Below are 26,147 nucleotides of genomic sequence, written 5' to 3'. Positions count from 1 at the left end.
CGGTGGACGGCCGACCTCTCAGAATGTGAGACTTTCCCTACCTTCCCCATGGACTTACTAGGAAAGCATTGACTGGGTCCGCCGGGGTGCGCAGGATGATGAACATGTCCCCTAAGCAGCAACGACTCGTTCGTCGTCGGCATGTCGACTTTGGTCACGTCGTCAGTGCCGCCTGCTGCCGCGCGTAAGGCACGCGACGCGCACCTTCGCCCGTGCCACTCCGCTCCCCTTCCCAGGCGGTCAGGCGACAGCACCCACTGAGTCTGACGGCCCCACACGCTTCCGAGGGACAACCGCCATGACCACGGCACTTCCGGCCCAGGCCACTCCGCGCGATCCGATCGTCTCCGACACGCCCCGCCTTCGCCTGGTGGGCGATACCGCACCCACAGGTACTCAAGGCCCCATCGCCGCGCCGCTCGTCGGCTACCTCGTGCTCGTCCCCGAGGGCACCGATCCCACCGAGCTCTTCGCCAAGGACCGGCCACGGCCCGAGATCCGACCGGTCGCCGTCCCAGGCCCGACCCCTGTCCGACCGCCGGCGGACGACGTCGTCCGCATCGATCCGGCGCGACATGTCGCGGAGATCGACGGACGCGAACTCGACCTGACCTACCTTGAGTTCGAGCTGCTGGCCCATCTCGTTCAGCATCCCCACCACGTGCAGTCCCGTGATCGGCTGGTGGCTGCCGTCTGGGGATACGACCACATCGGCGACGGCCGCACGGTGGATGTCCACATCGCCCGTCTGCGCCGCAAGCTGGGTGCGGCTCACCGGCACCGTATCGTCACGGTTCGGCGCGTGGGCTACAAGTACGTGCCCAACCAGCAGGAGAGCCCCGACTCCGCGCTCCACAGCCGAGTTTGAGTGAATCACTGCGGAGATCGATTCCGCAATCTTGCCCCATCCGAGGACTGCCGTGACATGGTCGACGGCGCTGGCCGGTCTGGCCGTCGGCCTGCTCTTAGCGGTCGTGACCGCGCCGGTGGGCGTCTCGGGTGCGGTGTTCCTGCTGCCCGTGCAGTTGAGCGTACTCGGGGTGCCCAGCCCTGCGGTCACCCCCACCAACCTGCTGTTCAACGTGGTGGCCGGACCCGGCGCCCTGCTGCGGCACCACCGCACGGGTCTGCTGCACGACCGGCTGACGCTCCGACTCGTGGTCGGCACTCTGCCCGGGGTGGTCATCGGCGCGGTGGTACGGGTCTTCGCCGTCCCGGGCGTCACCGTCTTCCGCCTCCTGGTCGCCGCTCTGCTGGTGCCGCTCGGCCTGTGGCTCATCGGGCGCACCCTCCGGCCCGCCCGTCCTGCCCGGGCCGCGGAACCCTCACCCCGGGCCGTCACGGGACTCGCCCTGGTCGTGGGGGTCGTCGGCGGGATCTACGGGATCGGTGGCGGATCCATCCTCGGCCCCCTCCTGGTCGGCCGGGGCATGCCCCTCGCCCGCGTGGCACCAGCCGCCCTCGCCTCCACGTTCGCCGCCTCCCTGACCGGGGCGGCGGCCTTCGCGCTGCTGTCCCTGACGGGCTCGGGTGACATCGCTCCCGACTGGTACCTCGGTCTGGCCTGCGGCCTCGGTGGACTGATCGGCGGCTATCTCGGGGCGCACCTGCAGCCTCGGTTGCCCGAAACACCATTGCGTCTCCTGCTCGGCGCCCTGGCCACCGCCCTCGGCGCCCTCTACGCCGTGCAGTCACTGCGCTGACGAACGGGAGCAACTCTCGGAGCCAGTGGATCAGTTCCCGCCCCGACTGGTCGGCGCGTCCGGCGGCCCGGCTAGGACGTACCTCCTGGGTGATTGATCCATCGGCCGCCCGGGCAAGACCGGTGCCCGGCCAACTCGGCTGTGTGTGCAGTGGCTTCGACGTCCCGCGCCGGGGGCCGACAGCGCGAACAGAACGGCCGGCGGCGCGTCGTCCGCACCGGCTACCACCAGCGTTCGGCCGCGCGGAGGAGGCCCAAGCCTGCATCCCGGTGCGGGGAGGGCGGCGACGGCCACCCATAGGATTCCGCGCCCCACGGCTCCAGGCACTCGCGGCGCTCCGGGACGGCTACCTCCGGTCCGGGCGAATCCCGGGCCGATCTGCCGCCCGAACCGCGCCCCCCGGGGCGTGCCCCGGCCCTGGCGGTCGGTGACGGCGCCGCGCAGAACCGCGGATGCACGCGGCAGTCGTCGCGTCACCGCCCGATCAGAGAATTGTGAACGTCATGCTTCCGCCACATGTCCCGGCGTTGAGAATATGAGACGCACAAGCAAGTGACATTGACCTGGCTGGATCTCGCTGCAACTCTTTTGGTTGTGAGCAAGTTCGAGACCCTCGCCGCGCGCCTGCACGTCGATCTGCGACGTCAGGCCAGCGCCATCTGTGCCGTCGTCCGCGGCACCCACTGACGGGCACGGCTCCCCTTCGCTCCATTTCACAGTCGGCTTCTGCGCAGGCCGCTGTTCTCCACAGACGTCGACCTTTCCTCAAAGTCGTTTTCTGCATAGCCATTTTCCGCTGAGGTCTTTTCTCAGTCGTTCGACGTCTGCCCTTTCCTTTCCCGTTTCCTGAACAGGACCCTTCCATGGCCACGACGGCATCGACCCGACGTCACTTCCTCACCCTGCTCGGTCTTTCGGCGGTGTCGGTGAGCTGCGGCACGGCCGCCTCCGGAACACCGGCTGCCAAGGATCAGGCCAAGACGCTGAGATACCAGGGCTGGGCCGGTCAGGTCACGTTGCCCGAGCTGGCCGAGGATCTCGGCTATCTGGAGGACGTGAAGCTGAAGTGGGTCGGCAACACGATCAGCGGGCCGCAGGACATCCAGTCCGCGGCCACGGGCCAGGTCGACTTCGGCGGCGCGTTCAACGGCGCGGTCGTCAAACTGGCCGCGAACAACGCTCCCATCAAAGCGGTCATCAGTTACTACGGCGCAGACAAGGACGCCTACAACGGCTTCTACGTCCTCAAGGACAGCCCTGTCCGCTCGGCCGGCGACCTGGTCGGCAAGAAGGTCGGGATGAACACCCTCGGAGCCCATTCCGAGGCCATGCTCGACATCTACCTTCGGCGCGGCGGTCTGTCACAGGCTCAGATCGGCAAGGTCGAGCCGCTCGTGGTGCCCCCGGTCAACACCGAGCAGTCCCTGCGCCAGAAGCAGATCGACGTGGCCGTGCTCGGCGGCATTCTCCGCGACAAGGCACTGGAGAGCGGCGGCATCCGCCCGCTGTTCACGGACTATCAGTTGCTCGGAGCGTTCAGTGCCGGCACGTACGTGATGACGGAGCGCTTCCTGAGGCAGAACCCCGAGACTGCCCGGACCTTCGTCACCGCCGTGGGACGGGCCATCGAGTGGTCCCGTGCCACTGCGCGCGAGGAGGTCATCGCCCGGATGACGGAGATCGTGAAGAAGCGCGGCCGCAACGAGGACACCGCACCGCTGAAGTTCTGGCGGTCCTACGGCGTCGCGGAGACGGCGGGCCGGATCACCGGCAAGGAACTGCAGTTGTGGATCGACTGGCTGGCCGAGCGGGGCGACATCAAGAAGGACCAGGTCAAGCTGTCGGACCTCTACACCAATGAGTTCAACGACAACACGAAGTCCACCTCCGCCCCGAAGAGCGGGAGCTGATCCCATGCCGGAACCCACCGCGCAGTCCGCAACGCCCAAGATCGTGTTCGAGGACGTACGGAAGGAATTCACCGTCAAGGACCGCACCGGAGGCGGGCAGGCCACCCGGTTCACCGCCCTCGACGGTATCGACCTGGACATAGCGGACGGGGAGTTCGTCGTACTGGTCGGTCCCAGCGGCTGCGGAAAGTCGACGCTGCTGGATCTGCTCGGCGGTCTCACCCGATCCACCGGCGGACGCATCCTGCTGGACGCAGAGCCTGTCACGGGGCCAGGACTGGATCGGGGCATCGTGTTCCAGCAGTACGCGCTGCTGCCGTGGCGCACGGCGCAGGGCAATGTCGAGTTCGGTCTGGAGGCCACCGGTGTCCCGCGGCGTCAACGCGCCGGACGAGCCCGGGAGTTCTTGGACCTGGTCGGACTGTCCGGGTTCGAGGACCGGCATCCGCACGAGCTGTCGGGTGGAATGCGGCAGCGGGTGGCGATCGCCCGCAGCCTCGCCTACGACCCCGACGTCCTGCTGATGGACGAGCCCTTCGCCGCGCTGGACGCCCAGACCCGCGAGTCACTGCAGGACGAGCTGCTGCGCATCTGGCAGCGCACCGGCAAAACCGTCGTGTTCATCACGCACGGCATCGACGAGGCCGTGTACCTGGGACAGCGCGTCGCCGTCATGACGTCGAGGCCGGGCCGTATCAAGCAGATCGTGCCGGTGGACCTCGGATCCCGTACGGCGACGGACGACCTCCGCTCCAGTCCCGAGTTCGCACGGCACCGCCATCAGATCTGGTCGCTGCTGCACGACGAAGTGGCCAGGGCCCAGCAGTTGGAGAAGGCGGAGGCGTCCGTATGAGCTCCACGACCGGCACGACCACCGAGAAGACCGGCACGATCCACGCGACCACAGCCACGGGCGCGACGAACACGGCAGAAGCCGCCCGGCCACCGTCCCGCTCCGAGCCCGGCTCGTCGACCCCATCCACGCCCGACACCCCGACGCCCCGGGACGCACGCCGCGCCCCCTCCCCCACGGCCCGTGTCCGCCGGGCTGCGCTGCGGACGGTCGGCCGATTGCCGTACCTGCTGCTGAAAGGGGTGACCAGGTCCGCGGCCATCGCGGCCCTGCTCCTGCTGTGGGAGATCGCGCCGCGGGCCGGCCTGGTGGACCGGACCTTCCTGCCGCCGTTCAGCGAGGTCGCCGACGCCTGGTGGGGGCTCGCCACCGACGGTCAGCTCGCCGACAACGCGCGGGCCAGCCTGGCGCGTTCGTTCAGCGGGTTCGGTATCGCCGTAGCCGTCGCCGTACCGCTCGGACTGCTGATCGGCTGGTACCGGCCCGTCGCGGACCTGCTCGGACCGCTGCTGGAGGTGTTCCGCAACACCGCGGCGCTGGCCCTGCTGCCGGTGTTCGTCCTGCTGCTGGGCATCGGCGAGACCTCGAAGATCTCCATCGTGGTGTACGCCTGCACTTGGCCGATCCTGCTCAACACGATCAGCGCGGTCCGCAACGTCGACCCGACCCTGCTGAAGCTGGCGAAGTCGATGGACCTGTCCGCGCCCCGGCTGTTCCAGAAGGTCATCCTGCCGGCCTCGGTGCCGGTGATGTTCACCGGCATCCGGCTGGCCGGAGCGGTGTCGATCCTGGTGCTGGTCGCCGCGGAGATGATCGGCGCCAAGGCCGGCCTCGGCTATCTGATCAATGCCTCGCAGTACAACTTCGCCATCCCTCAGATGTACGCGGGCATCATCACGATCTCCGCCGTCGGCGTGGCTTTCAACCAGGTCCTGGTCACCGTCGAGCGACGGCTCAGCTCCTGGCGCGTACCCGCGGGCGGCTGACCCTCCCGCCCTCCCTCCCTTCTTCCCTCTCCCCCGTCACCCGCCCGCCTCGCCGCCCCCTGATCCGAGGAACCCCATGACCGCGCCCAGTCCCCGTCACCTGCATCTCAACGCCTTCCTGATGAATGCCGGCCACCACGACGCCGCCTGGCGGCACCCGCGCACCCAGCCCGAACGCGTCACCGACCTGCGCTACTTCCAGCACCTCGCACGCACCGCCGAGCGCGGCCTGCTCGACTCCGTGTTCCTCGCCGACGGCCTCGCCCTGTGGGGGAAGGTCCGCCACAACGCGCTCGGCGGCTTCGAACCGCTGACCCTGCTGTCAGCCCTGGCAGCGGTCACCGAGCACGTGGGCCTGATCGCCACCGTCTCCACCACGTTCAACGAGCCGTTCCACACCGCCCGCAAGTTCGCCTCCCTGGACCACATCAGCGGTGGCCGGGCCGGCTGGAACATCGTCACCTCCGGCACCGTGCACGAGGCCCGCAACTTCGGGCAGGACGAGCACCTGGAGCACGGGCTGCGCTACGCGCGGGCGCGGGAGTTCGTCGAGGTCGCCACCAAGCTGTGGGACAGCTGGGAGGACGACGCGATCCTGCTCGACCGTGAACGCGGCGTCTACGCCGACACCGACAAGGTGCGGGAGATCAACCACCGCGGGGATTACTTCGGGGTGCAGGGCCCCTTGAACGTACCGCGCGCCCCGCAGGGATACCCGTTGCTGGTACAGGCCGGCTCGTCGGAGGACGGCAAGGAGTTCGCCGCCCAGTACGCCGAGGCCGTCTTCACGGCCCAGCAGACCCTCGCCGACGGCCAGTCCTTCTACAAGGACCTCAAGTCCCGGCTGGCCCGCTACGGCCGTACCGGGGACCAGCTGCTGGTGCTTCCCGGCATCGCGCCCGTCATCGGCTCCACCGAGGCCGAGGCCCGCGCACTGGAACAGGAGTTGACGGACCTTCAGGTCCCGGAGTACGGGCTCGCCCAGGTGTCCGGGATGCTCGGCACCGACCTGACGGGACTGCCACTGGACGGGCCGCTGCCCGAGCTGCCCGAGGAGCGGGACATCAACGGCAACAAGAGCCGTTTCACGCTCGTCGCCGAGCTCGCCCGCCGTGACGGCCTCACCCTGCGCGAGCTCATCGCCCGCCTCGGCGCCGGACGCGGCCACCGCGTCTTCGCCGGCACTCCCGAGCAGATAGCCGACGAGATCGAGGAGTGGTTCACCGAGCGCGCCGCCGACGGCTTCAACATCATGCCGCCCCATCTGCCGGGCGGCCTGGAGGACTTCGTCGACCACGTCGTGCCGATCCTGCAGCGGCGCGGGCTGTTCCGTACCGAGTACACCGGCCGCACCCTGCGCGAGAACTACGGCCTGCCCCGCCCCGCCAACCGGCTGACCGCGGCAGCCGCAGAAGAGGAAGTGGCCGTATGACCGGTCTCGACCTCACACCCGGCGCGCTGCGGCCCTTCGGCCCGCCCCCCAGCCCGCCGGGGGCCGGGGGAGCCTCGCCGGCCGGGGGATCCTCGCCGCCCATCACTTCCCGACACCCGAGCGGCCACATCCCAACCGGGCACATCCCGGCTGATCACCTCCCATCCGAGCACGACACGAAAGGACATTGAGTCATGACCACCAGCACCGGCTTCGACATCCGCAGGATCGGCGGCCGTATCGGCGCCGAGATCGTCGGCGTGGATCTCTCCACCGACCTCGACCCCGCCGTCGTCACCGAGATCAACTCAGCGCTGCTGGAACACAAGGCGCTCGTCTTCCGGGACCAGAACCTGGACGACGCGGGCCAGCTCCGCTTCGCCTCCCTCTTCGGTGAACTGACCACCGCGCACCCGACCGTCCCCTCGGTCGACGGCCAGCCGAACATCCTGCCGGTCGACGGCGACGAGGGAATCCGCGCCAACCAGTGGCACACCGACGTCACCTTCGTCCGTACGCCCCCCAAGGCGTCCACGCTGCGCAGCATCGTGGTCCCGCCCTACGGCGGCAACACGCTCATCGCCAACTCGGCCGCCGCGTACCGGGATCTGCCCGAGCCACTGCGGGAGCTGGCGGACAAGCTGTGGGCGGTGCACACCAACGACTACGACTACGCCGCTCCCAAGAGCGAGAAGGCCGCCGAGCACCGCAGGCGGTTCGTCTCCCGGAAGTACCGCACCGCGCACCCGGTCGTCCGCGTCCATCCGGAGACCGGGGAGCGTGGGCTGTTCATCGGCGGCTTCGCACGGAGCATCGTGGGCCTCGGCCCTACCGACTCCCGTGACCTGCTGCGCATCTTCCAGTCGTACGTCACGCGACCCGAGAACATCGTGCGGGTGGCCTGGACACCGGGCGACCTCGTCCTGTTCGACAACCGCATCACCCAGCACTACGCCCCCGACGACTACGGCGACCTGCCGCGCCTGCTGCACCGGGTGACCGTCGCAGGCGACGTCCCGGCCGGCGTCGACGGCACCCTCAGTCACGTCATCGAGGGCGACGACGCCGCCCACTACACCCCGACCGCGGCCTGAACCCCGCACCCGCCACACACCCGCCACGCACCTGGTCGCCGGGCAGGGGCATCCGCTCCGGCCCGGCGGCCTGCCCATGGCGTGACGCACCCCGTTCGCCGGGCCGTGCGGCCGGCCCAGCGCGTCGTGCCCCTACCCTCCCGTCCGGGCTCCGCTGGTGGAGCCCGGCACTGGCAGATCTTCCCGCCCGTCCGACGAAACCCCAGGTCAGAGGCGTACCTGGTCATGTGTCAGGTGGCGCAACACTCCAGCAACACCGCTTTCCCCACCAGATAGGTATGGTTCGAAACATGCCACCCGCCGACCGCATCCGAGACCACGCCGGCCAGGGCGCGATCACCGTCGCCGCCCACCGTGCGCGGCGGCGGCTGCGTGCGGACCGGGCACGCCAGCTCGCCGACCTGCTGCGCCACCAACTCCTGGCCGGCAGGTTTCCGGACGCCGCGCTTCCGCACGAGACGACCCTCGCCGCGGACTACAGCGCCTCCCGCAACACCGTTCGCCAAGCCCTCGACCTTCTGCGCGCCGAGGGCCTGGTCGAACGCCTCCCCGGCGTCGGCACCGTCGTCGTGGCCCAAAAGTACTCCCACGGACTCGACCGGCTGATGGGCCTGGCGGAAACGCTGCGGGAACACGGCCAGGTCACCAACGAGGTCCGCACCGTGGGCTCCGTCCCCGCCCCGTCCCCGGTGGCCGACCGCCTGCGCCTCCCACCCGGCACCGACGTCCTCTACCTCGAACGCCTGCGCCGGCTGAACGGCCTGCCCCTGTCCCTCGACCTCACGTACATCCCCCTCGACATCGGCACCGCACTGCTCGGCGAGGACCTGGAGAACACCGACATCTTCCGGCTCCTGGAGACACTCACCGGCCGGCACCTCGGCCACGCCGAGATCAGCCTGGAGGCGGTGAACGCGGACGCCCACTCCGCCGCCGTGCTGCAGGCACCGCGCGGTGCGGCCGTGCTGATGCTGGAACGCCTCACCCACCTCGCCGACGGCCGACCGGTCGACCTGGAGTTCATCCGCTTCCGCGGCGACCGCATCTCGATGAGCGGTCTGCTGCACCGGTCCCTGTAAACAACCCGCTCGCGCACATTCCTGGAGACAGCCATGCCCTTGGCGCCCCAGCGGGCCGACGTGCCCGTGACCATCGACGAGTCGAAGTGCATCGAAGGCTGCACGCTCTGCGTGGACATGTGTCCGCTGGACTCCCTCGCCATCGACGAGAAGAGCGGCAAGGCGTACATGCACGTGGACGAGTGCTGGTACTGCGGCCCGTGCGCGGACCGCTGTCCCACCGGAGCCGTCACGGTCAACATGCCCTACCTGCTCCGGTGAAAGGTCGACACCAGCCATGAAACGCACAGCGCTTGCCGCAGCCGCCGCCCTGCTTCTCGCGCCGCTCACCGCCTGCGGCGGCAATGCCGCGGCAGACGGTGACGGCTCCACCGTCACGGTCACGGTCGGCTACCAGTCCAAGACCATCAACACGGTCACCGCGGGGACACTCCTGCGCTCCCTCGGCTACTTCGAGAAGCAGCTGAACTCTCTCGGCGACGGCCGCACCTACAAGGTCGACTGGCAGGACTACGCCACCGGCGCCCCCATCACCGCCCAGATGACCGCCGGGAAGATCGACATCGGCTCGATGGGCGACTTCCCCCTGCTCATCAACGCCGCCCGCGGCCAGCAGCTGAACCGTCCCACCCACCTGGTCTCCGTCACCGGCTACAACCTCCGCGGCGGCCTCAACACCATCGTCACCGGCCCCGACTCCGAGCTCGCCTCGCTGAAGGACCTGAAGGGCAAGAAGGTCTCCACGAGCGTCGGTTCCGCCGCCGACGGCACACTCGTACGGGCCCTGCAACGCGCCGGCATCGACCCGAACGACGGCATCGAGAAGCTCAACCAGCAGCCCGCGGTCGGCGCGTCGGCCCTGGCTGCGGGGAGCGCGGACGCGCTGTCCCAGTTCGTCGCCTGGCCGGGACTGCTCGCCTACCAGGGCAAGGCGAAGGCCCTGTACGACGGTGCCCAGCTGAACCTGCCCACCTTCCACGGCGTCACCGCCCGCGAGGACTTCGCGAAGAGGAGCCCGGCCGTACTGGAGGCCTTCCTGAAGGCCCAGTCGCAGGCCACCGACTACCTCAAGGAGCACCCCGTGGACGCCGCAGAGAAGGTCGCGAAGGCCACCGGCCTGCCCGCCGAGGTCGTCTACCTCTACAACGGCGCCCACGGCATCTCCACTTTCGACCCGGCCCTCAAGCCGCAACTCGTCGACGCGCTCAAGCAGGATGTGTCGGTCCTGAAGGCGGCGAAGCTGACAGGCGACGTGGACGTGGACTCCTTCGTCGACGACCAGTACGTCAAGAAGGCCCTCGGAGCGTCCTACGCGAAGCAGCTCACCGCCACTCCCCCGGTGGCCGCGAGCGAGGCGTGGCCGAAGGACGCCGAGGAGACCGAGTCCTTCGCGTCCCCGGTGGACCTCCTGAGGTATGTGGCCGCGCACCGCGACGGCATCCGCGCCGCCTACGTCCCCGACGCCACCACCGGCACCCTGTGGTTCGCCGACAAAGCGGTGTGGGTGGCCGACGGAGACCAGCTCCTGCCGTTCGTCGCCCCGGCGACCGCGCAGGCGTACGTCTCCGCGCACGGCGGCGCCCGCGTCATCACCTACGCCGACGCTCTGGAGCGGGCCGCATGAGCCGGCCCGCCCCGCGAACGGGCCGCTACCGGCGGCCGCTCCCGCCGATCGGCCGGTATGCGCTGCGGGTGGCCGCCCTCGCGGCCGCCCTCGGCCTCTGGCAGCTGCTGACCAGCCTGGATGTCGATCTGTGGCTGCGCTTCTCGCAGTTCCCCACGGTCACCGACGTCGCCCACGCCTTCGCCGACCGCCTGCTGGGAGCGGACTACTGGACGGACCTCACCGACAGCCTGACCCGCATCCTCACCGGCTTTGTGCTGGCCGCCGTGCTGGGCGTGGCGGTGGGCGTGCTCGTGGCCCGCTCCCGTCTCGCCGAGGACCTGCTGGGCCCCCTGCTGGAAGTGGTCCGCCCGATCCCGGCGATCGCCCTGGTCCCCGTCGCGATCCTCCTCTTCCCCTCCAACGAACAGGGCATCGTCTTCATCACCTTCACCGCCGCCTTCTTCCCCGTGCTGGTCTCCACCCGGCACGCGGTGCGCGCGCTGACCCCCGTGTGGGAGGAGGCCGTGCTCACGATGGGCGGCGGCCGGTGGCGGGTCCTCGGCTCGGTCGTCCTGCCGGGCGCGCTGCCCGGCATCTTCGGCGGCCTGTCGGTCGGCATCGGCGTCTCCTGGATCTGTGTGATCTCGGCCGAGATGATCTCCGGCCAGTACGGCGTCGGCTACCGCACCTGGCAGGACTACACGATCGTCGACTACCCAGGCGTCTTCGTCGGCATGGTCACGATCGGCGTCCTCGGCTGGCTCACCTCCACCGCGGTGGAACTCCTGGGCCGACGCCTGACCCGGTGGCTGCCGCGTACGTCGTACGTCCCCGGAGCCCGCCCTACGGCCCGCCCTACCGCACCCCGCACGCTCGCGCGAGCCCTGCCGGCCCCCACCGCCGCACCCACCGACCAGTCCTCCGACGCCGAGGAGGCACGCGATGAGCACCTCGTCTGACACCACGCCCGACCTGCGTACCGACCTGCGTACGGCGGACAAGGCACCGTCCCCCTCAGGCGGCACCCGGCTCACCCTCCGCGCCGGCACGCTCGGCCGCCCCGACGCCCCCGTCCTGACTGGCATCACCCTCGACATCACGCCGGGCGAGATCCTCACGGTCGTGGGCCCTTCCGGTTGCGGCAAGTCGACCCTGCTGCGCACGCTCGCGGGCCTGCTGCCCCCGATCGCCGGAGAGATCAGCCAGGACGGCCAGTCCCTGACCGGCCCCTCCGCCGAACGCGCCCTGGTCTTCCAGGAGGACGCCCTGCTCCCCTGGCGCACCTTGCGGGCGAATGTGGAACTCCCGCTCGCCGTACGCGGGGTACGGCGAGCCGAACGTCGAGCGCAGGCGGAGGCCTGGCTGGCCCGGGTCGGACTCACCGAGCAGGCCCGGCAGTTGCCGCATCGCGTGTCCGGCGGGCAGCGTCAGCGTGCCCAGCTGGCCCGCGCCCTCGCGGGAGCGCCCCACGCCGTCCTCATGGACGAGCCGTTCGGCGCCCTCGACGCCCAGACCCGCGCCGGCATGCAGGACCTGCTGGTGGAGGTGCTGCGGGGCACGGGCGCGACCGTCGTCTTCGTCACCCACGACGTGGACGAGGCCCTGTTCCTCGGCGACCGTGTGGCCCTGCTCGGCTCCGGCCGCCTCCTCGCCGTACGAGAAGTGCCGCGCCCGCGCGACCGTACGGCGCACGACGATCCGGGGCGCATCGCCCTGCGGCGCGAAGTCCTCACCTCACTCGGTTCTTGAAAGGCACCCCGGTGGACACCCCCCTGCAGATCCCGGCCCTCGCCGACGCCGAGGAGATCAGCTGCGACGTCCTCGTCATCGGCGGCGGCACCGCGGGCACCATGGCCGCGCTCACCGCAGCCGAGCACGGCGCGAACGTGCTCCTGCTGGAGAAGGCCCACGTCCGCCACTCCGGCGCGCTCGCCATGGGCATGGACGGCGTGAACAACGCGGTCATCCCGGGCCGGGCCGAGCCCGACGACTACGTCGCCGAGATCACCCGCGCCAACGATGGCATCGTCGACCAGACCACGGTCCGCCAGACCGCCACCCGCGGATTCGCCATGGTGCAGCGCCTGGAGTCCTACGGCGTGAAGTTCGAGAAGGACGAACACGGCGAATACGCGGTCCGCCAGGTCCACCGCTCCGGCTCCTACGTCCTGCCGATGCCGGAGGGCAAGGACGTCAAGAAGGTCCTGTACCGGCAGCTGCGGCGGCGCGAGATGCGGGAGAAGATCCGCATCGAGAACCGGGTGATGCCGGTGCGGGTGCTGACGAAGGAAGGGCGGGCCGTCGGAGCGGCGGGCTTCAACACCCGCACGGGCGCCTTCGTCACCGTGCGCGCGGGCGCCGTGATCCTGGCGACCGGTGCCTGCGGCCGCCTCGGACTGCCCGCGTCGGGCTATCTCTACGGCACGTACGAGAACCCGACCAACGCGGGCGACGGCTACGCGATGGCGTACCACGCGGGCGCCGAGCTCACCGGCATCGAGTGCTTCCAGATCAACCCGCTGATCAAGGACTACAACGGTCCGGCCTGCGCCTATGTCGCCAACCCCTTCGGCGGCTACCAGGTCAACCGGCACGGCGAACGTTTCGTCGACTCCGACTACTGGTCGGGCCAGATGATGGCCGAGTTCGCGGCGGAGGTGGCCAGCGACCGCGGGCCGGTGTACCTGAAGCTGAGCCACCTCCCGGAGGAGTCGATCTCTGCCCTGGAGTCGATCCTGCACTCGACGGAACGGCCGACTCGCGGCACGTTCCACGCGGGCCGCGGCCACGACTACCGCACCCACGACATCGAGATGCACATCTCCGAAATCGGACTGTGCGGGGGCCACTCGGCCTCGGGCGTACGGGTCGACGACCGCGCCCGTACGACTGTCCCCCGCCTGTACGCCGCCGGGGACCTGGCCTGCGTGCCGCACAACTACATGATCGGCGCATTCGTCTTCGGCGATCTGGCGGGCGCGGACGCTTCCCGGTACAGGGCGTACGAAGGGGAGTTGCCCGCCGACCAGCTCCGCGAGGCGCACGAGTTGATCTATCGCCCGCTGCGCAACCCGGACGGCCCGCCCCAGCCCCAGGTCGAGTACAAGCTGCGCCGCTTCGTGAACGACTACGTGGCTCCGCCGAAGTCCGGCGCCCGCCTGTCCCTGGCCGTGGAGGCCTTCGAGCGGATGCACGGCGACATCGCGGCCATGGGCGCCCGCACCCCGCACGAACTCATGCGCTGCGCCGAGGTCACCTTCATCCGCGACTGCGCGGAGATGGCCGCTCGCGCCTCCCTGGCCCGTACGGAATCCCGCTGGGGCCTCTACCACGACCGTCTCGACCATCCCCAGCGCGACGACACGTCCTGGTTCCACCACCTCGACCTGCGCAAGTCGCCTTCCGGGGCGATGGAGTTCACGGCTCGTCCCGTGGCCCCCTACCTGGTCCCGGTCGACGGTTTCACCCCGGCCGGCGGCCCTTCCCGGCATCTCGGCGTGGTCCACCCTGAACATGTGGCGACGGCAGGAGCCCGGGAAGCGGCGCCGGTGGCGTTGCGGCAGGAACCCACCGTGTCGGACACGGCCGCGCGCTCTTCTGCCGAGGCGGACGCGCCGGCCACACCTCGCCTGCTCGAACTCCTCTCTCTCGCAGAGGAGGAGCCCGATCTCTCCGTACTCTCCGCGTACTTGTCGGACCCCGAGCCCAGTGTGCGCCGGACGGCCGTCACGGTCCTGACGGAGACCGTGCCGCCGGGCACCGGCCCGGCCCTGGCCGCGGCGCTCACCGATCCCGACGCCGGCGTCCGTGCCGCCGCAGTCGCCTCACTGCGCGAACTGGTCGAGACGCTGGTACCGGAACCGGCCCTGCGCGACGGCCTCGGCGCCGCCCTGTCGGAAACCGACCCCGCCGTCCGTGCCGCCACCTTGGACGTGCTGCGTGCCCTGCGGCTCGGCGACGCCGAGTTGTTCGCCCTCTCCCTGTCGGACTCCGACATCACCGTCCGTATCGCGGCCGTGCGCGCGCTGGTGTCGGTCGACGCCGCCGCCGAGTTGGCCGGTGCGGCAGCAACCGAACCGTCGCGCGAGGTCCGCGTCGCCATCGCCAAGGCCCTGGCCACCCTGGGCACAGACTCGGACCCGGCCCGCTCGGCCCTCGCCGCGCTGATCGACGATCCCGACGCCCTGGTGCGTGGGGCCGCCTATGAGGCTCTGGGCACGACGGGCTGCCCGGACGCCCTGGCCACACGCGCCGAGGCAGCCCTGTCGGACCTGGCCTGGCAGGTACGGGCCGGTGCCGCCACCGCTCTGTCCGCCGCGGAACCCGACCTGGCCGTGCCGGCCCTCGCCAAGGCCCTCACCGACCCGAACGGCGACGTCCGCAAGGCCGCCGTGCTGGCCCTGACCCGGCACCGTACCGTCGAGGACGCCCGAACGGCCCTGGTCGCCGCGACGACGGACTCGGACGCGGACGTCAGGGCCTATGCGGCGCGGGCGTTGTGAACCGACCTGTCGTGCGGCCAGGAAGCGTCCGGGCCCGCAGACTCGGCGTCGCGCAAGGCGGCGCCACGGGCGATCGCCACACCCGCCCGAACAGCGACGGCTCTCTCTCGCCAACGGTCCACGGCCGGCTTCCCTTCTGCGTACCCATCAGTTCTCGCGAGCCCGCAAACCCATCGGGAGGATTTGCAATACGGAATCCTGCACGACAGGGAAAGGGGCGACAAAGTGAGGTGAGTGAATTCTGATTCCATGCGGCCGAGGTGACGCATTTTCGGCCAAGCGATCGATGAATCCAGTCATTGGCACCACAAAGCCTGTTTTACATCCGTTCGTAACGGAACGAAACGGGCGCACGAGCGATAGGCATTTGCTTGACCGTACACAGATGAACTTCTTAGGGTGACAGCTGGTTGGGGGCTTCGGACTCCACCGATGGGAAGGCTAATTCTCACGGAAGGAGCAAGACCATGAACAACGTCGAATTCGAAGAGCTGGTAGAGCTGCTGGACGAGGCTGACGCCGCCGAGGCCGGCGAGGTGTGCGAGCTCGCGGACCGCAAGGTCGCTCAGTACCCGCTCTACAACTGATGCCGCGTAGGTCCCGGGTTTTCGACCCGGGACCTGCCGGCGTTCATCCAGTGCACTGAGAGGGGGCCGAGTGACTCGTATTACCGATCCGGAGTTGACCGAGTGGTCTCTCCAACTGAACACGGTGACACCATCCGGACGACTGCCGCGGCGGGGTACCCCACGCGCTGCGATAGCAGACTTCATCGCGAGTCAGCTCAAGGACCGTGTCCGGATCCGACCGACGGTCTACTCCCAGTTCACGCTCTTCAGTGAGCAGCAGACAGCCGACCTCCTCCAGATAGCCATGGATTCGAAGGGGGATTCGCGGGACTACATGGGCCGCCATGTGCTGCAGGCCCCCGACGCCGTGAAATCCATTGTGACCGAGAGTGATGTCATCAACCGCCTCGCAGCCGAGCACGGGCTGGCTTTCCGGCCCGACAACGAGGCTCTCCTGCTCTACTACCAGAAGTCCAACTGGGTACCGATGCACTTGGACGACCAACTGGAGTACGAGTTCAACCTGCTCACGATGTTGCGACGGATAAAGGTCTCCGAGAAGTCCCGCACGGCCACCTATTTCTGGGGGGCGGACGACGAGTTCATGGCGACGGACCTGCGCGTCGGCGAGTCCGTGTTCTTCCATGCCAGCTACACCCCCCACGGGCGTCCGCCCTTGCCCGAAGGGGAAGAGGTGGTCCTGCTGGCGGTCGGCATGGGAAGGCCACGGGAATGACGGCGCCTCAGGAGATACTCGCGCAGACGCCCCCCGCTTTCGACGGCGCGGCCCTGCTCCGGGATCGCGCGGCCCTGCTCGACGGTTGGTCGGAGATCTACGAGCTGGCCCCGGCTCCGGCAGCGCACGGGTCCAGAGCGACTCGGGTGGCCCGAGCGGCCTGGTACGGCCGGCTGATCACAAGCCTTCCGGTCGGCACGACGCTCGACGCATTGCCGCGATCGACGTTCGAGACCGGGCCGGTGGACAGCGGGGGCGACGGTGCCCCATGGGCCGATCTCGCCCACCTGGTGGAATTCGCCTTCGAGGGCATGGGCCTCGGCCGGCCGCACCCGCATCCCCTGGACCGGACGTCGCGGCAGTCTCTGACGGCGGCCGTCGACCTATTGGGCGAGGCGTTCCCCCGGGTCGCCGCCGGGGTCCTCCCGTTCGTGAGCGTCGGCATCGTCGTGCAGAACCCTGTGCCGAGCATGTATCTGTCACAAACCCCCGAAGTCATCTACGTGGGTCACCACATGCTGGAGCGCGACACCTGGGAACTCGCGGACGCCATCCTGCACGAGTCACTGCACGACGTGACCGAACTCGCCCGTCAGGTTCGGCATGTGCTCGTCCCGTCCTATACCGAGGACACCTCGGCGACGACCCTGCTGCCCTGGTCGGTCAAGCAGCCGACCAAGCGGTACTTCAGCACCTGGCGACTCCTTTCGGCATGCCACGTCTATGTGCACCTCGCCGGATTCCGGCGCAGCGTCATAGGCCCTTCGGCACAACAGGTCGAAGTACCCACCGTGCGCGCCCGGTTCATGCTCGATCAGCTCTTGGCCTCTCCTCACCAGGACAATCTCGGGGAGGACGGACGCGTCCTGGTGGAGTGGCTGGACAGCAGCCTCAAGGCGATGCGGGAGGTTCGCGCATGAGAACGCGTTGTGTCCGCCTCACCACCCTGTCGACGCGGCGACACGTCCTCGCCTTCCTGAAGGACCCCGCCGCCACCGTACTTCTCACGCCGACATCGGCGTTCGCTCTGGGGTGTGTGCAGCGCTCGGAGTCGATCGACGAGGCACGGGACCTCTTCGTGAGCAAGGCGGCCGGCAAACTCGCCGATGTCGCAGCCACGTTCGACCGGCACCTACAGACCCTGGACTCCCTGGGCTTCATCGGTCCGCGGGACTGCCCCCCCACGCCGCCAAGTCCTGGAAAACCAGTCATCCCCCGAGTGTGAGGCACCTTTGCTGTCAGCCCGATCCGCCAACTACCCAGCAGGGCTGGTCAAGCTCCTCCTCGTCATGGCGGCGTCAGAGTTCGGCGACAAGCTCGTTCAAGTGGCGTACGCACTCATCGCGGTGAAGGAAGGGTCCACGACCTTCCTCGCCGCGGTGCTGGCTGCCCAGACCGTCCCGATCTTGGCGTTGACACCGGTGGTCAGCTCCCGGAACTGGATTCGCTCACGGACAGCATGGCGAGCCGGTCTGATCGGTCAGGTGGTGGCTTTCGTGATCGCCGCCGCGCTGGCCGACAACACGGTCGTCGTGCTGGCCTGCGTCCTGGTCGCGGCCTCCTGCGAGGCGCTGACCATGCCGTTCTCCCGTTCGCTGCTGCATGCTCTCAGTGATGGGCGACAGGCCGAACTTGCCAAGGCGTGGGGCGTGACGAAGGCCGGCGCCGGTGCCGCGGGCATGGTCCTGGCCGGTGTCGTGGTGAGCCTGTCCGGCGCCGGACCGACCTTCGCGCTGAACGCCCTGACCTTCCTGCTGGTCCTGGCTGCGGCCTGGGCACCACGGGTCCCGGAAGCGGACGGCAAGAGCAACCGGAGAGCGATGGCGGGCTTCGGCTACTTGCGGGCCCCGGGCGCGTTCGGAGTCGCCGGCCTTGTCTGCCTGGTCGTCATGTTGGTCACGACCAGCCTGGAGGGAGTGTCGGGCCCCTTCATGCTGGCCAGTACCCCCGGTTACGACGTCAAAGGCCTCGGCACCGTGATGGCCTGCTGGGCCATCGCATCGATGATCACAGCGGCGGTGACCCCCAAGCGCCTCACGTCCATACGGGCCCTCCTGCCGCTGTCCAACATCCTGGTGGCGGTGGCACTCGGTCTGCCCAGCCTCGGAGTTCCCTTCTGGTTCGCCGCCGTCACCTTCGCTGTCGGCGGCATCGGTAACGGACTCTTCAATCTCTGTCTCTCCCGCATCATCTGGTCGGGTGTGCCGGCCGATGGCCAGGCTCATGCATGGGCGGCCTTCAACTGGATCCTGAACGCGTCGCTGTTCCTGAGCTTCGCGGTCGGCTTCATCCTGCGTCCGGGCCACGCTCCCACTCTGCTGGCGGTCGTCTCAGGAGTCTGCCTTCTCGCCGGGGGACTGTACTTCTCGATGTTGATGCGAGCGTCCAAGTCGGTTCGCGTAATCGCCTGATGTGTTGAACGGTCATGCCCGCGAGCGGGCCCGGGAAGGGAACCATGGTGCTGAACGTTACGAGCCCGGAATTCGTCACCAAGGTCTGGCGGCGTGAGGTGGCCGAGCTGGCCACGTGTTCCGTCACACCGCCGGTGGACGCTCTGCCTGACTGTCTGAACCAGTTCTTGAAGGCTGCTCGTGGGGCGTCGAAGACACCGGGCCATGCCGAGGCCGTCACCGTGATCGACGGGCAGCGCTCGGACTCCCTGGAAACATCCCAGATGTTCGACCCGGATCTCGACGCGGACATGGATGCCTACATCCAGCGGATCGAGACGAAGATGGCCGGCAGATTCTGGAACACCGCCTACTTCGGTCTACCGGCGGTGAATGCCGAATTCTGGGACTTCGCCAAGGCCTTCGCCGACCTCATGGCCCACGTGCTCGGGCACCGGCCGGGTGGCAGGGTCGACATCGACTGCTTCGTAGGACGCTACGAATGGACCCACACGGGCGCCCACGTCGACTACGCCGACAACTTCGCCTTCACCGTACGCCCCGGGAAGGTGATGCTCACGTGGCCCTCGTCGGTACCGGAGGTCGCCGGAGCCAAGTGGCCTGAGTACAACGCTTTCCGGGACCGGTCGACTCCGCTGAGGAACCTGCCGGATCGCATTGCCTACTTCCCCTACGACACGTACCACGTCGCGGAGTCGCCGGACGAAGTCAGCCTGAACATGAACCTGGCTTTCTGGGACGACTGCCGAGACACCGGGAAGATCGTCGACCGAGTCCGGCGCGCGCTGAACTCGAAGGGGCCCAAGCGGGCGCCTGTCGGCATCAACGGTGCGACGACGCTCGCCGTGGAGGACGCCGACAACCTGAACACGCTGCGGCGGCTGGTCAGTCAGGGGGATGTGGAGCGGTGGATGGCCGAGTCGGCGCTGCGACGTGAGACGAGCAGCCGACTGGGCGTACCACGACCCGTGAGCGATCCGGTCGGACTTGCCGCCGAGGTTTCTCTGCTCCCCACGGCCGGGCTCCAATGGTATGTCTCGCAGTCGCGCGAATGGATGATGCTCGGAGGCAACGGTCATGTGGCTCAACTGCCTTTCGACCGTGGGCTCCTCGACGCCCTCGCCTCCCTCGTGGACGAAGGCACGGTCAAGGTCGGCGACCTGGCTCCGGATGCCACATTGGGTCGAGTTCTCCAGTCGTTGGCCAAGTGGGGAGTGATCGGACCGCATGCTCAGACCGCCGGTCAGTGATGCGAAGCGGTGCCGTAATGACAGCACCTGACAGGGAAGGCGGCAGAAAGCAGTGACGGGCAGAATCGAGGGCAACCTTCACCTTCCGGATCCGACGGCCCGCCGCGACGGCCGGTCCCCCGACCCCGACCCCTCCGGTCGGCTGGAGCATCAGGTCGTCGCCGACCGGTTCTTCCGGGACGGGCGACTCCGCCGGTTTCCCGCCAAGCGCAAGACACGAGTGGCCGTGCTTCTCGAACTCGCGTCTCTCTTCGAGCCGAGTCGCGTCTACGAGGAGCCGGAGGTGAACGCACTCCTGCAGGGCGCACACGACGACTTCGCAGCCCTGCGACGTGCACTGATCGACCACGGCTATGTCGTCCGCCACAGCGGCCGGTACCGGCTCACCGCTGAAGTCCCCGCGCGGCTGCCCGGGGAGCTCCCGGAGGTGCTGGAGTGGGAGGCGGCGTGGTTCGCCTCCCACGTCCGACGACCCCGCGTCTGACAGCGCCTGGGCTCCGCGCCGTATGCGTGTCGCGTTTTCGGCAAGGGGCGCTCCCCCGGCCGGGGGAGCGCCTTCGTCCGCGGGGGCGCCTTCGTCCGTGGGGGCGCTCTCGCCTCACCTGCGCCGGCCCGGCCCCGGCCGCATCCGTCCTGCCCGCCTTCGAACCAGAACCACGACGACCAACAGCCCGGCGCCGACCAGCAGCGGCAGCTTCCAGCCGCCGAGGATGCCGGACGAACTCCCGGCGGACTGCGCGGAGTTCTGGCCGCCCTTGTCGCTGCCTCCGCCGCCGTAGCCCTTGCCCGACCTCTTGCCGCTCTCACCTCGGGAACCGCCCTCGTCGGCCCGCGAGTTGTCGCCGCCCATCCAGATGTGCGAGCCGTCGGCGGCGGGGCGGGCCTCCTGAGCGGACCGGGCGGTGTCCTGCTGCATGCCCGCCCAGCGTTCGCGGAAGGCGTCGGCGGAGGCGACCTTCTGCAGTTGGAGCCGGGAGAGGTCGACTCCGCCGTAGATGTAGGTGCGCGTGTACACGTAGTTGCCCTTGCGGGTGCGCTCGTCGACCTTGAACTCGCCCTGCTTGTACGAGCGCACGTACGCGTCGAAGGTGTCGCGCGGCTTCCACTTGGTCCGCGTCTCCCAACGGCTCACGTCGCCCCGGTCGATGAGGTCGCCGTACGTGGACGGCCGCTGGGTGTCGCGTTGGCGGTACCACTCCGCGGCGACCCTGGAGAGATAGACGCGGCGCAGATCGGCGTACTGCGATGCGTGGTTCACGGCCCGCTCGATGCCGGGCAGGATCAGGTCCCGGAACGTCTCCTCGTTGCGCTTCTCGGCACCGGGGTCGCTGCTGTCCTTGCAGGAGGCGGCGCCTGAGCTGCCCTCCCCCGACAGGCGCTGCGACTCCATCTTCACTTCCAGCGGCGCGTCGAGGATGTAGAGCTGGTCGCCCTGATCGTTGACGCGCGCCTGACCGGGCACGATCCAGGTACGGAACGACATGCACTTGCCGCCGATCCGGTTCCAGAACTTCTTGCCCAGCTCGGTCTTCGGATGGATCAGGGCGGCCGTCGTCTTCTTCAGCTGGAGGTCGGCCTGGAGCATGATGCGGCCCACGTCGGTACGGCCCAGATCCGCGTCGACGATTCGATCCGGCTCGGTCGGATTGAGGTTCACCCAGAACGTGGAGCGCGGCATCGAAAGCCAGACGAAGAAGGCGTCCGAGCTCTCCCTCGCGGCCTTTACGCCCGCCGCCGAGTTCTTCTCGGTGCTCGGGCCGCCGGGACCTGCGCTGAAGGCGTACTGCAGTCCCTTTCCGGCGTCGGAGAGGTAACGCAACTCCAGGGTGGTGAAGTCGATGCCGCCCGGTGCGGAGGCCGGATCGGCCAGGGCCTTCGCCAGGCCGCTGCTGCGCGGTGCGGATGCGCCCTCATCCTCGTCGCAGGGCTGGGCCAGCGGAGCACCGGAGCGGGTGAAGACCGCGGGGTTCGCCAGGGTGACAGACGAACTGCTCTGCAGTGAGGCGTTGTTGACGGCGCCGCCGGGACACGGGGCGGACGGGACCTTCATGGTGTCCTTGGTCGCCTCCTGATACTCCTTCTCGCGCCGCTGCTCCTTTCCGTAATCGTCCCTCGCCCACCGGATGTCCTTGCCCAGCTGCAACCGGGTCGCCTCGTTTCGCCGGGACGCGATCTTCTTGTACTTGGCGTTGATCGCCCTCACCGCCCGATCCCGGGCCTCGTCCGTGGTGTGCTTCTTCATCGCCACGGCGATCTTCTGGTTGCGCTCGGAGACCTCCGCGTCGGTGAGGTCGTAGTCGTAGGAGAAGAAGCGGCGGGCGGCGCCGTCGACGAGCTTGCGACACTGCTGGCAGAACGCCCTCTCCGACGCCCAGGTCAACTCGTCGAAGGAGGCGTCGGCGTAGTCCGGGTCGGTCATCAGACGTTCCAGGGCGCGCAGGACGAGGGTCTCGGAGTGGCTGCCGGGGTCGGTGGTCTCGTCGGAGCCGGAGTTCTGGCGCTTGGGAAAGCTCATCCCGCCGACCATCAGCAGGTGGTCGAGGCCCGCGTCGCGCACGCGCTGGTACGCCCCCTCGGGCAGGTAGTCGCGGAACTCGAAGAGGTCGACCTTCCGGTAGACGACCAGCGGCCCGCTGCCCGAAGGCGGGTTGTCGACGATGGCGTCCAGCTGCTCCTCGCTCAGGCCGCTCGGGTCGACGAGGGCGAAGGCCACGTTGGACCACTCGCTGAACGCCTTGCCCGCCTGCCCCTTCTCCATGGCGAGCCGGATCATCAGAAGCTCTTTCATGAGCTTGTCCTCGTAGTACGGCAGCTTCCCGCTGTCCGGTACATCGGCCGGCAGGGCAGGCGCCGAGGCAGGTGCGACGGCGGTGTCCGGGCGGCCCGCGCTCGGGCGGGCCACCACGGAGGGCGACGCGAATGCCGCACTGCCCGCAAGCGGGAGAGTGAGGGCTAAGGCGGCGGTGACGGAGCCGACGGTTGTCGTCAGGCGGTGCCGAGTGCGGTGGGTCACGGTGACACATCCCCCGTATACGCGGTGAGTCGCGATGAAGATGCCCGTTCCGGTGAAGGGCTCAACGACCGTTCCCGGTACGGACAGTGATGTCTCGGAATGCGTACGCTTCCGGTTCGGGGCTGTAGGTGTCAAGAACCACTTCCTGCTGGTCACGCAGCATGCTGGTGCTCGTGCAGGAGTTCTAGAAGGTCTGAAAGACAGCCGAGGCGGTCACGCCGATAGCTGACCACGGCGGCATGTCGTAGATCCGAAGACGCCCGCGTGAAGGACGGCGCGGGTTCGGTGGCCGTTGCGGAGCGGCGGCTTGCAGCGATGGGTCGCGCCGCTGGTCGGAGAGGCGGGTGGGCCGGTCCCTCCGGTCACGGCGCCCTGCGAGGCGACACGTCGGCCACGGCCGTGTCCGCGAGCGCCGTGAACACGCCGGAGTTACGAGAATCGCTGAGTGCAGCGCCAGCCGGGTCGAGAGCCATTGTCAAGTGTTGTGGATCGCGTGTGATGCCACCCAGGAGGACCTGAGTTTCGCCTCCAGTTCTGATCTGAGTTAGCCCCAGTCGGTCGGACATCGTTGCAGCGCATCGCAGCGCCGTCCGCCTAGCCAGTGTGAGCTGAGATGCGCTACACACAGCCCATGAAGTTGATCACCGAGCTATTTGACGCGCACGAGTGGCCCGACGAGCAGTTGGAGGAGCTCTTCAGCGAGGGGTTCCCGGAGTTCATCACCGCTGACCGGCTGATCAAGCAGTACATCGGCCGGATCAGGAAGTGGTTCACCGAGCTCAACCTCATGATGGTCGACGAGCGAGGCGCGCCGGTCGCCGCCGGCTGGGGGATGCCGATCCGCTGGGACGGGAAAGCGGAAACGTTGCCCTCCGGCTACACGGACGCTGCCATTCGCGCCGTTGAGAACCGCGAGCAGGGCATTGAACCCGACACCCTGGTGATCTGCGGCGCCGTGGTCACACCTTCCCTCAAGGGCCGCGGCCTGGCCGGGAGGACGCTCGCTGCGCTGCGGCAACTCGCCGTGGAGCACAGTTGGCCTCGAGTGATCGCCCCCGTCCGCCCAACCCTGAAGTCGCAGTACCCATTGACGCCTATCGAGTCGTTCATGGGCTGGACCCGCACGGACGGCACTTCGCTCGACCCGTGGATCCGCACCCACCAACGTCTCGGCGCGCGCATCATCGCCGCCGCCCCCGCTTCTCAGACGATGACCGGCACGGTCTCCGAGTGGGAGCAGTGGACGGGCATGGCCTTCCCGGAGCCGGGCGACTACGTCATCCCGCAGGGCCTCAGCCTGCTCCACGTCGACAAGGACAGCGACCAGGGCACCTACGTGGAGCCCAACGTGTGGATGCAGCACATGTGATGACTAGTCACATGTGACCGGACCGCAGTTGCCCACCTCTGTCGGTCTTCGGGAAGACACGCCGTCCGCATGCTCTCCCGGAACCGATCCACAAGTCCTGCGCATTGCTCGACGGCCGACTCGCGGTCCGCGTCCCTCGAACCGGTTGTCTCTCTCCTCATTGATGCTCGCCTGTGTCCGGCCCTTGACAGGCTGGGATCTCCGACGATCCGGACGGCGAGCAAAGGGCGAGGCGACACATGACAGTGGCTCAGGGCATCTTGGTGGCGATCGCGACAGCCCTGGTCGGAGTGCCCTTCGTGGGAGTACTTGCCGTGTGGGCGACAGGGGACACGGAGACAGGTGAGAAGCAGCTCCCGTCCGGCCCTCCCGCTCGGCCCGGCACAACTGCCGATCGCGTCACCCTGGAGAAGGACACGTCGGCCACCGGCAGCGGCTGGGACAGCGAGGCTACGTCGGGTTGCTGCGTGATCCTCATCGTCGCGTTGGCCATCGTCCTGGTGGAACTGGCAGTTGCCGACCCCGGACCCGACAACGGCTGTGTCTGGGCGATCGCCGCCCTCTGCGTGCTGATGGTGGCGGCGGTACCGGTCGTCCGGTACGCCAAGGGTGTACGCGGTCTGCCGCTGGCCGTACACGTGTCGGGCGCGCTGACGCTGGCAGCGGCGTGCGGGAGCGTCGGCGCCCTGGTCACCGAGCCACGGGCTCACGGACCGGCGTGGATCCTGATCACCGTGGCTGGCGTTGGTACGGCCACCACCTCCATTCTGGCTCTGGTCCGAGCTCAGGTGACGCTCACCGTCGTGCCAGTCGCCGTCGCCGTACTGATGGCCGTATTCGGTGCGGTCTCAGAGTCGGTCCACGACTCGGCCGGCTACGCCATGCGCTACGGACACCCCGTGCGCATGGCGTTGCCCGCCAGATGTGCGGGCAACGAGGAAATGGCGTGCGGGATCACCTGGAACCAGCCGGACAACGGCTCATCCTCCGTCTTCGAACACGGTCAGCACGTCACGGTCCACTTCAGCGCGGAGGGCTGGTCCCGGTACGGGCGCTACTACGCGCTCTACGGCTTCTACAAGCCCGGAGACGACAACGACCCGACCCTGGTCTCCCTGGACACCCGGGCCGTCGGGGACGACGCGTACGTGACCATCGGGTACGAAGCCAACGCTCTGACCTCTTTGGGCCGGTTCCGTCTGCCCGGGGTGCTGTGGGCGACCCTGCCCCTTCTCCTGCTCCCCCTGGCGGTGCACCTGTTCCTCGTAAGGGACAGGGCGACGCAACCCCTGCGGCGGCACCGGATGCGCCGTGCCGGATCGGCAGCACCGGTGAACGAACAGGGCGAGCGGGCGTGAGCGTAGACAACATGATGTCCCCGGCACCTTGTACACAGCGGTGCTGCGACGACCGCCTTGGCCGAGCCGAGCGGCGACGAGGCAGGCGAGCAACGCGTGGATTTCGGCCCGGGACCGACACCGCCCCTTCGGCCCGCAGGCGCTGAGCTCATCGGCTGAGACGTCGGAGCCTGTTCCCAGGGCCGTCGCCGAGCCCTCGGTGAACCACAGTCCGGATAGGCGTGGCGGGCCGGCGCGATCATCTTGGGTGACAGATCGACGCCGAAAGCGGACACC

The 26,147-nt window shown here is 68.8% G+C and carries 23 protein-coding genes; 22 read left to right on the top strand and 1 reads right to left on the bottom strand.

Translation table 11 applies throughout. The features are described 5' to 3' along the window. Positions 1-298: 298 nt before the first annotated feature. From ACFYNL_RS35970 to ACFYNL_RS35875, 20 genes are all read left to right on the top strand, one after another. Positions 299-868, top strand: coding sequence for a winged helix-turn-helix domain-containing protein (locus ACFYNL_RS35970; protein ID WP_388811385.1), 570 nt, complete (start codon positions 299-301; stop codon positions 866-868). Between the two features lie 52 nt (positions 869-920). Continuing rightward, positions 921-1,703 carry a TSUP family transporter gene (locus ACFYNL_RS35965; protein WP_388811381.1) on the top strand — a complete coding sequence of 261 codons (783 nt, stop codon included), beginning with the start codon at positions 921-923 and terminating at the stop codon, positions 1,701-1,703. A gap of 594 nt (positions 1,704-2,297) precedes the next feature. Next, the gene (locus tag ACFYNL_RS35960) at positions 2,298-2,390 is read left to right on the top strand and encodes a putative leader peptide (RefSeq protein ID WP_388811378.1); all 93 of its coding nucleotides are present in this window, start codon (positions 2,298-2,300) and stop codon (positions 2,388-2,390) included. A gap of 176 nt (positions 2,391-2,566) precedes the next feature. After that, the gene (locus ACFYNL_RS35955) at positions 2,567-3,613 is read left to right on the top strand and encodes an ABC transporter substrate-binding protein (RefSeq protein WP_388811376.1); all 1,047 of its coding nucleotides are present in this window, start codon (positions 2,567-2,569) and stop codon (positions 3,611-3,613) included. 4 nt (positions 3,614-3,617) lie between these two features. After that, positions 3,618-4,466: an ABC transporter ATP-binding protein gene (locus ACFYNL_RS35950; RefSeq protein ID WP_388811374.1), complete on the top strand. Its 849-nt coding sequence runs from the start codon at positions 3,618-3,620 to the stop codon at positions 4,464-4,466. Beyond that, a complete protein-coding gene (locus tag ACFYNL_RS35945) occupies positions 4,463-5,452 on the top strand; it encodes an ABC transporter permease (protein WP_388811371.1) in 990 nt (329 codons plus the stop codon). The genes ACFYNL_RS35950 and ACFYNL_RS35945 overlap by 4 nt, the downstream gene beginning before the upstream one ends. Before the next feature lie 76 nt (positions 5,453-5,528). Next, positions 5,529-6,884, top strand: coding sequence for an LLM class flavin-dependent oxidoreductase (locus ACFYNL_RS35940; protein ID WP_388811368.1), 1,356 nt, complete (start codon positions 5,529-5,531; stop codon positions 6,882-6,884). Positions 6,885-7,078: 194 nt separating this feature from the next. Continuing rightward, positions 7,079-7,978, top strand: a complete 900-nt coding sequence (locus ACFYNL_RS35935; protein WP_388811365.1) for a TauD/TfdA dioxygenase family protein — start codon at positions 7,079-7,081, stop codon at positions 7,976-7,978. A gap of 290 nt (positions 7,979-8,268) precedes the next feature. Further along, complete coding sequence (locus ACFYNL_RS35930) at positions 8,269-9,057, top strand: GntR family transcriptional regulator (protein ID WP_388811362.1); 789 nt, start codon at positions 8,269-8,271, stop codon at positions 9,055-9,057. 33 nt (positions 9,058-9,090) lie between these two features. After that, positions 9,091-9,318, top strand: a complete 228-nt coding sequence (locus tag ACFYNL_RS35925) for a ferredoxin family protein (RefSeq protein ID WP_388811359.1) — start codon at positions 9,091-9,093, stop codon at positions 9,316-9,318. 16 nt (positions 9,319-9,334) lie between these two features. Then, on the top strand, positions 9,335-10,681 hold the full coding sequence (locus tag ACFYNL_RS35920; RefSeq protein ID WP_388811356.1) for an ABC transporter substrate-binding protein: 1,347 nt from the start codon (positions 9,335-9,337) through the stop codon (positions 10,679-10,681). Further along, positions 10,678-11,622 (top strand): ABC transporter permease, encoded by a 945-nt coding sequence (locus tag ACFYNL_RS35915; protein WP_388811353.1) that lies wholly within the window; start codon positions 10,678-10,680, stop codon positions 11,620-11,622. The genes ACFYNL_RS35920 and ACFYNL_RS35915 overlap by 4 nt, the downstream gene beginning before the upstream one ends. Beyond that, positions 11,606-12,412 (top strand): ABC transporter ATP-binding protein, encoded by an 807-nt coding sequence (locus ACFYNL_RS35910; RefSeq protein WP_388811350.1) that lies wholly within the window; start codon positions 11,606-11,608, stop codon positions 12,410-12,412. Before ACFYNL_RS35915 ends, ACFYNL_RS35910 begins: the two co-directional genes overlap by 17 nt. An 11-nt stretch (positions 12,413-12,423) precedes the next feature. Next, a complete protein-coding gene (locus ACFYNL_RS35905) occupies positions 12,424-15,165 on the top strand; it encodes a fumarate reductase/succinate dehydrogenase flavoprotein subunit (protein WP_388811348.1) in 2,742 nt (913 codons plus the stop codon). A gap of 657 nt (positions 15,166-15,822) precedes the next feature. Further along, positions 15,823-16,470: a hypothetical protein gene (locus tag ACFYNL_RS35900; RefSeq protein ID WP_388811345.1), complete on the top strand. Its 648-nt coding sequence runs from the start codon at positions 15,823-15,825 to the stop codon at positions 16,468-16,470. Further along, positions 16,467-17,390 carry a hypothetical protein gene (locus ACFYNL_RS35895; protein ID WP_388811342.1) on the top strand — a complete coding sequence of 308 codons (924 nt, stop codon included), beginning with the start codon at positions 16,467-16,469 and terminating at the stop codon, positions 17,388-17,390. The genes ACFYNL_RS35900 and ACFYNL_RS35895 overlap by 4 nt, the downstream gene beginning before the upstream one ends. After that, positions 17,387-17,695, top strand: a complete 309-nt coding sequence (locus tag ACFYNL_RS35890) for a hypothetical protein (protein ID WP_388811339.1) — start codon at positions 17,387-17,389, stop codon at positions 17,693-17,695. The genes ACFYNL_RS35895 and ACFYNL_RS35890 overlap by 4 nt, the downstream gene beginning before the upstream one ends. 64 nt (positions 17,696-17,759) lie before the next feature. Then, positions 17,760-18,881: an MFS transporter gene (locus ACFYNL_RS35885; RefSeq protein ID WP_388811336.1), complete on the top strand. Its 1,122-nt coding sequence runs from the start codon at positions 17,760-17,762 to the stop codon at positions 18,879-18,881. Between the two features lie 44 nt (positions 18,882-18,925). Then, positions 18,926-20,131: a hypothetical protein gene (locus ACFYNL_RS35880; RefSeq protein ID WP_388811333.1), complete on the top strand. Its 1,206-nt coding sequence runs from the start codon at positions 18,926-18,928 to the stop codon at positions 20,129-20,131. Positions 20,132-20,183: 52 nt separating this feature from the next. Then, positions 20,184-20,615: a DUF2087 domain-containing protein gene (locus ACFYNL_RS35875; RefSeq protein WP_388811330.1), complete on the top strand. Its 432-nt coding sequence runs from the start codon at positions 20,184-20,186 to the stop codon at positions 20,613-20,615. 114 nt (positions 20,616-20,729) lie between these two features. Here the strand turns inward: ACFYNL_RS35875 and ACFYNL_RS35870 are convergent, their stop codons facing one another. Beyond that, positions 20,730-22,919 carry a hypothetical protein gene (locus ACFYNL_RS35870; RefSeq protein ID WP_388811327.1) on the bottom strand — a complete coding sequence of 730 codons (2,190 nt, stop codon included), beginning with the start codon at positions 22,917-22,919 and terminating at the stop codon, positions 20,730-20,732. Between the two features lie 856 nt (positions 22,920-23,775). Here ACFYNL_RS35870 and ACFYNL_RS35865 point away from each other — a divergent pair. After that, positions 23,776-24,513 carry a hypothetical protein gene (locus tag ACFYNL_RS35865; RefSeq protein ID WP_388811324.1) on the top strand — a complete coding sequence of 246 codons (738 nt, stop codon included), beginning with the start codon at positions 23,776-23,778 and terminating at the stop codon, positions 24,511-24,513. Positions 24,514-24,752: 239 nt separating this feature from the next. Continuing rightward, a complete protein-coding gene (locus ACFYNL_RS35860; protein ID WP_388811321.1) occupies positions 24,753-25,871 on the top strand; it encodes a hypothetical protein in 1,119 nt (372 codons plus the stop codon). Positions 25,872-26,147: the final 276 nt, after the last annotated feature.

It is taken from the genome of Streptomyces sp. NPDC007808 (genome assembly GCF_042868655.1).
Taxonomy (GTDB): Bacteria; Actinomycetota; Actinomycetes; order Streptomycetales; family Streptomycetaceae; genus Streptomyces.
The sequence above is the reverse complement of the archived record's forward strand: the minus strand, read 5'-3'. Positions and strand labels throughout refer to the sequence as shown.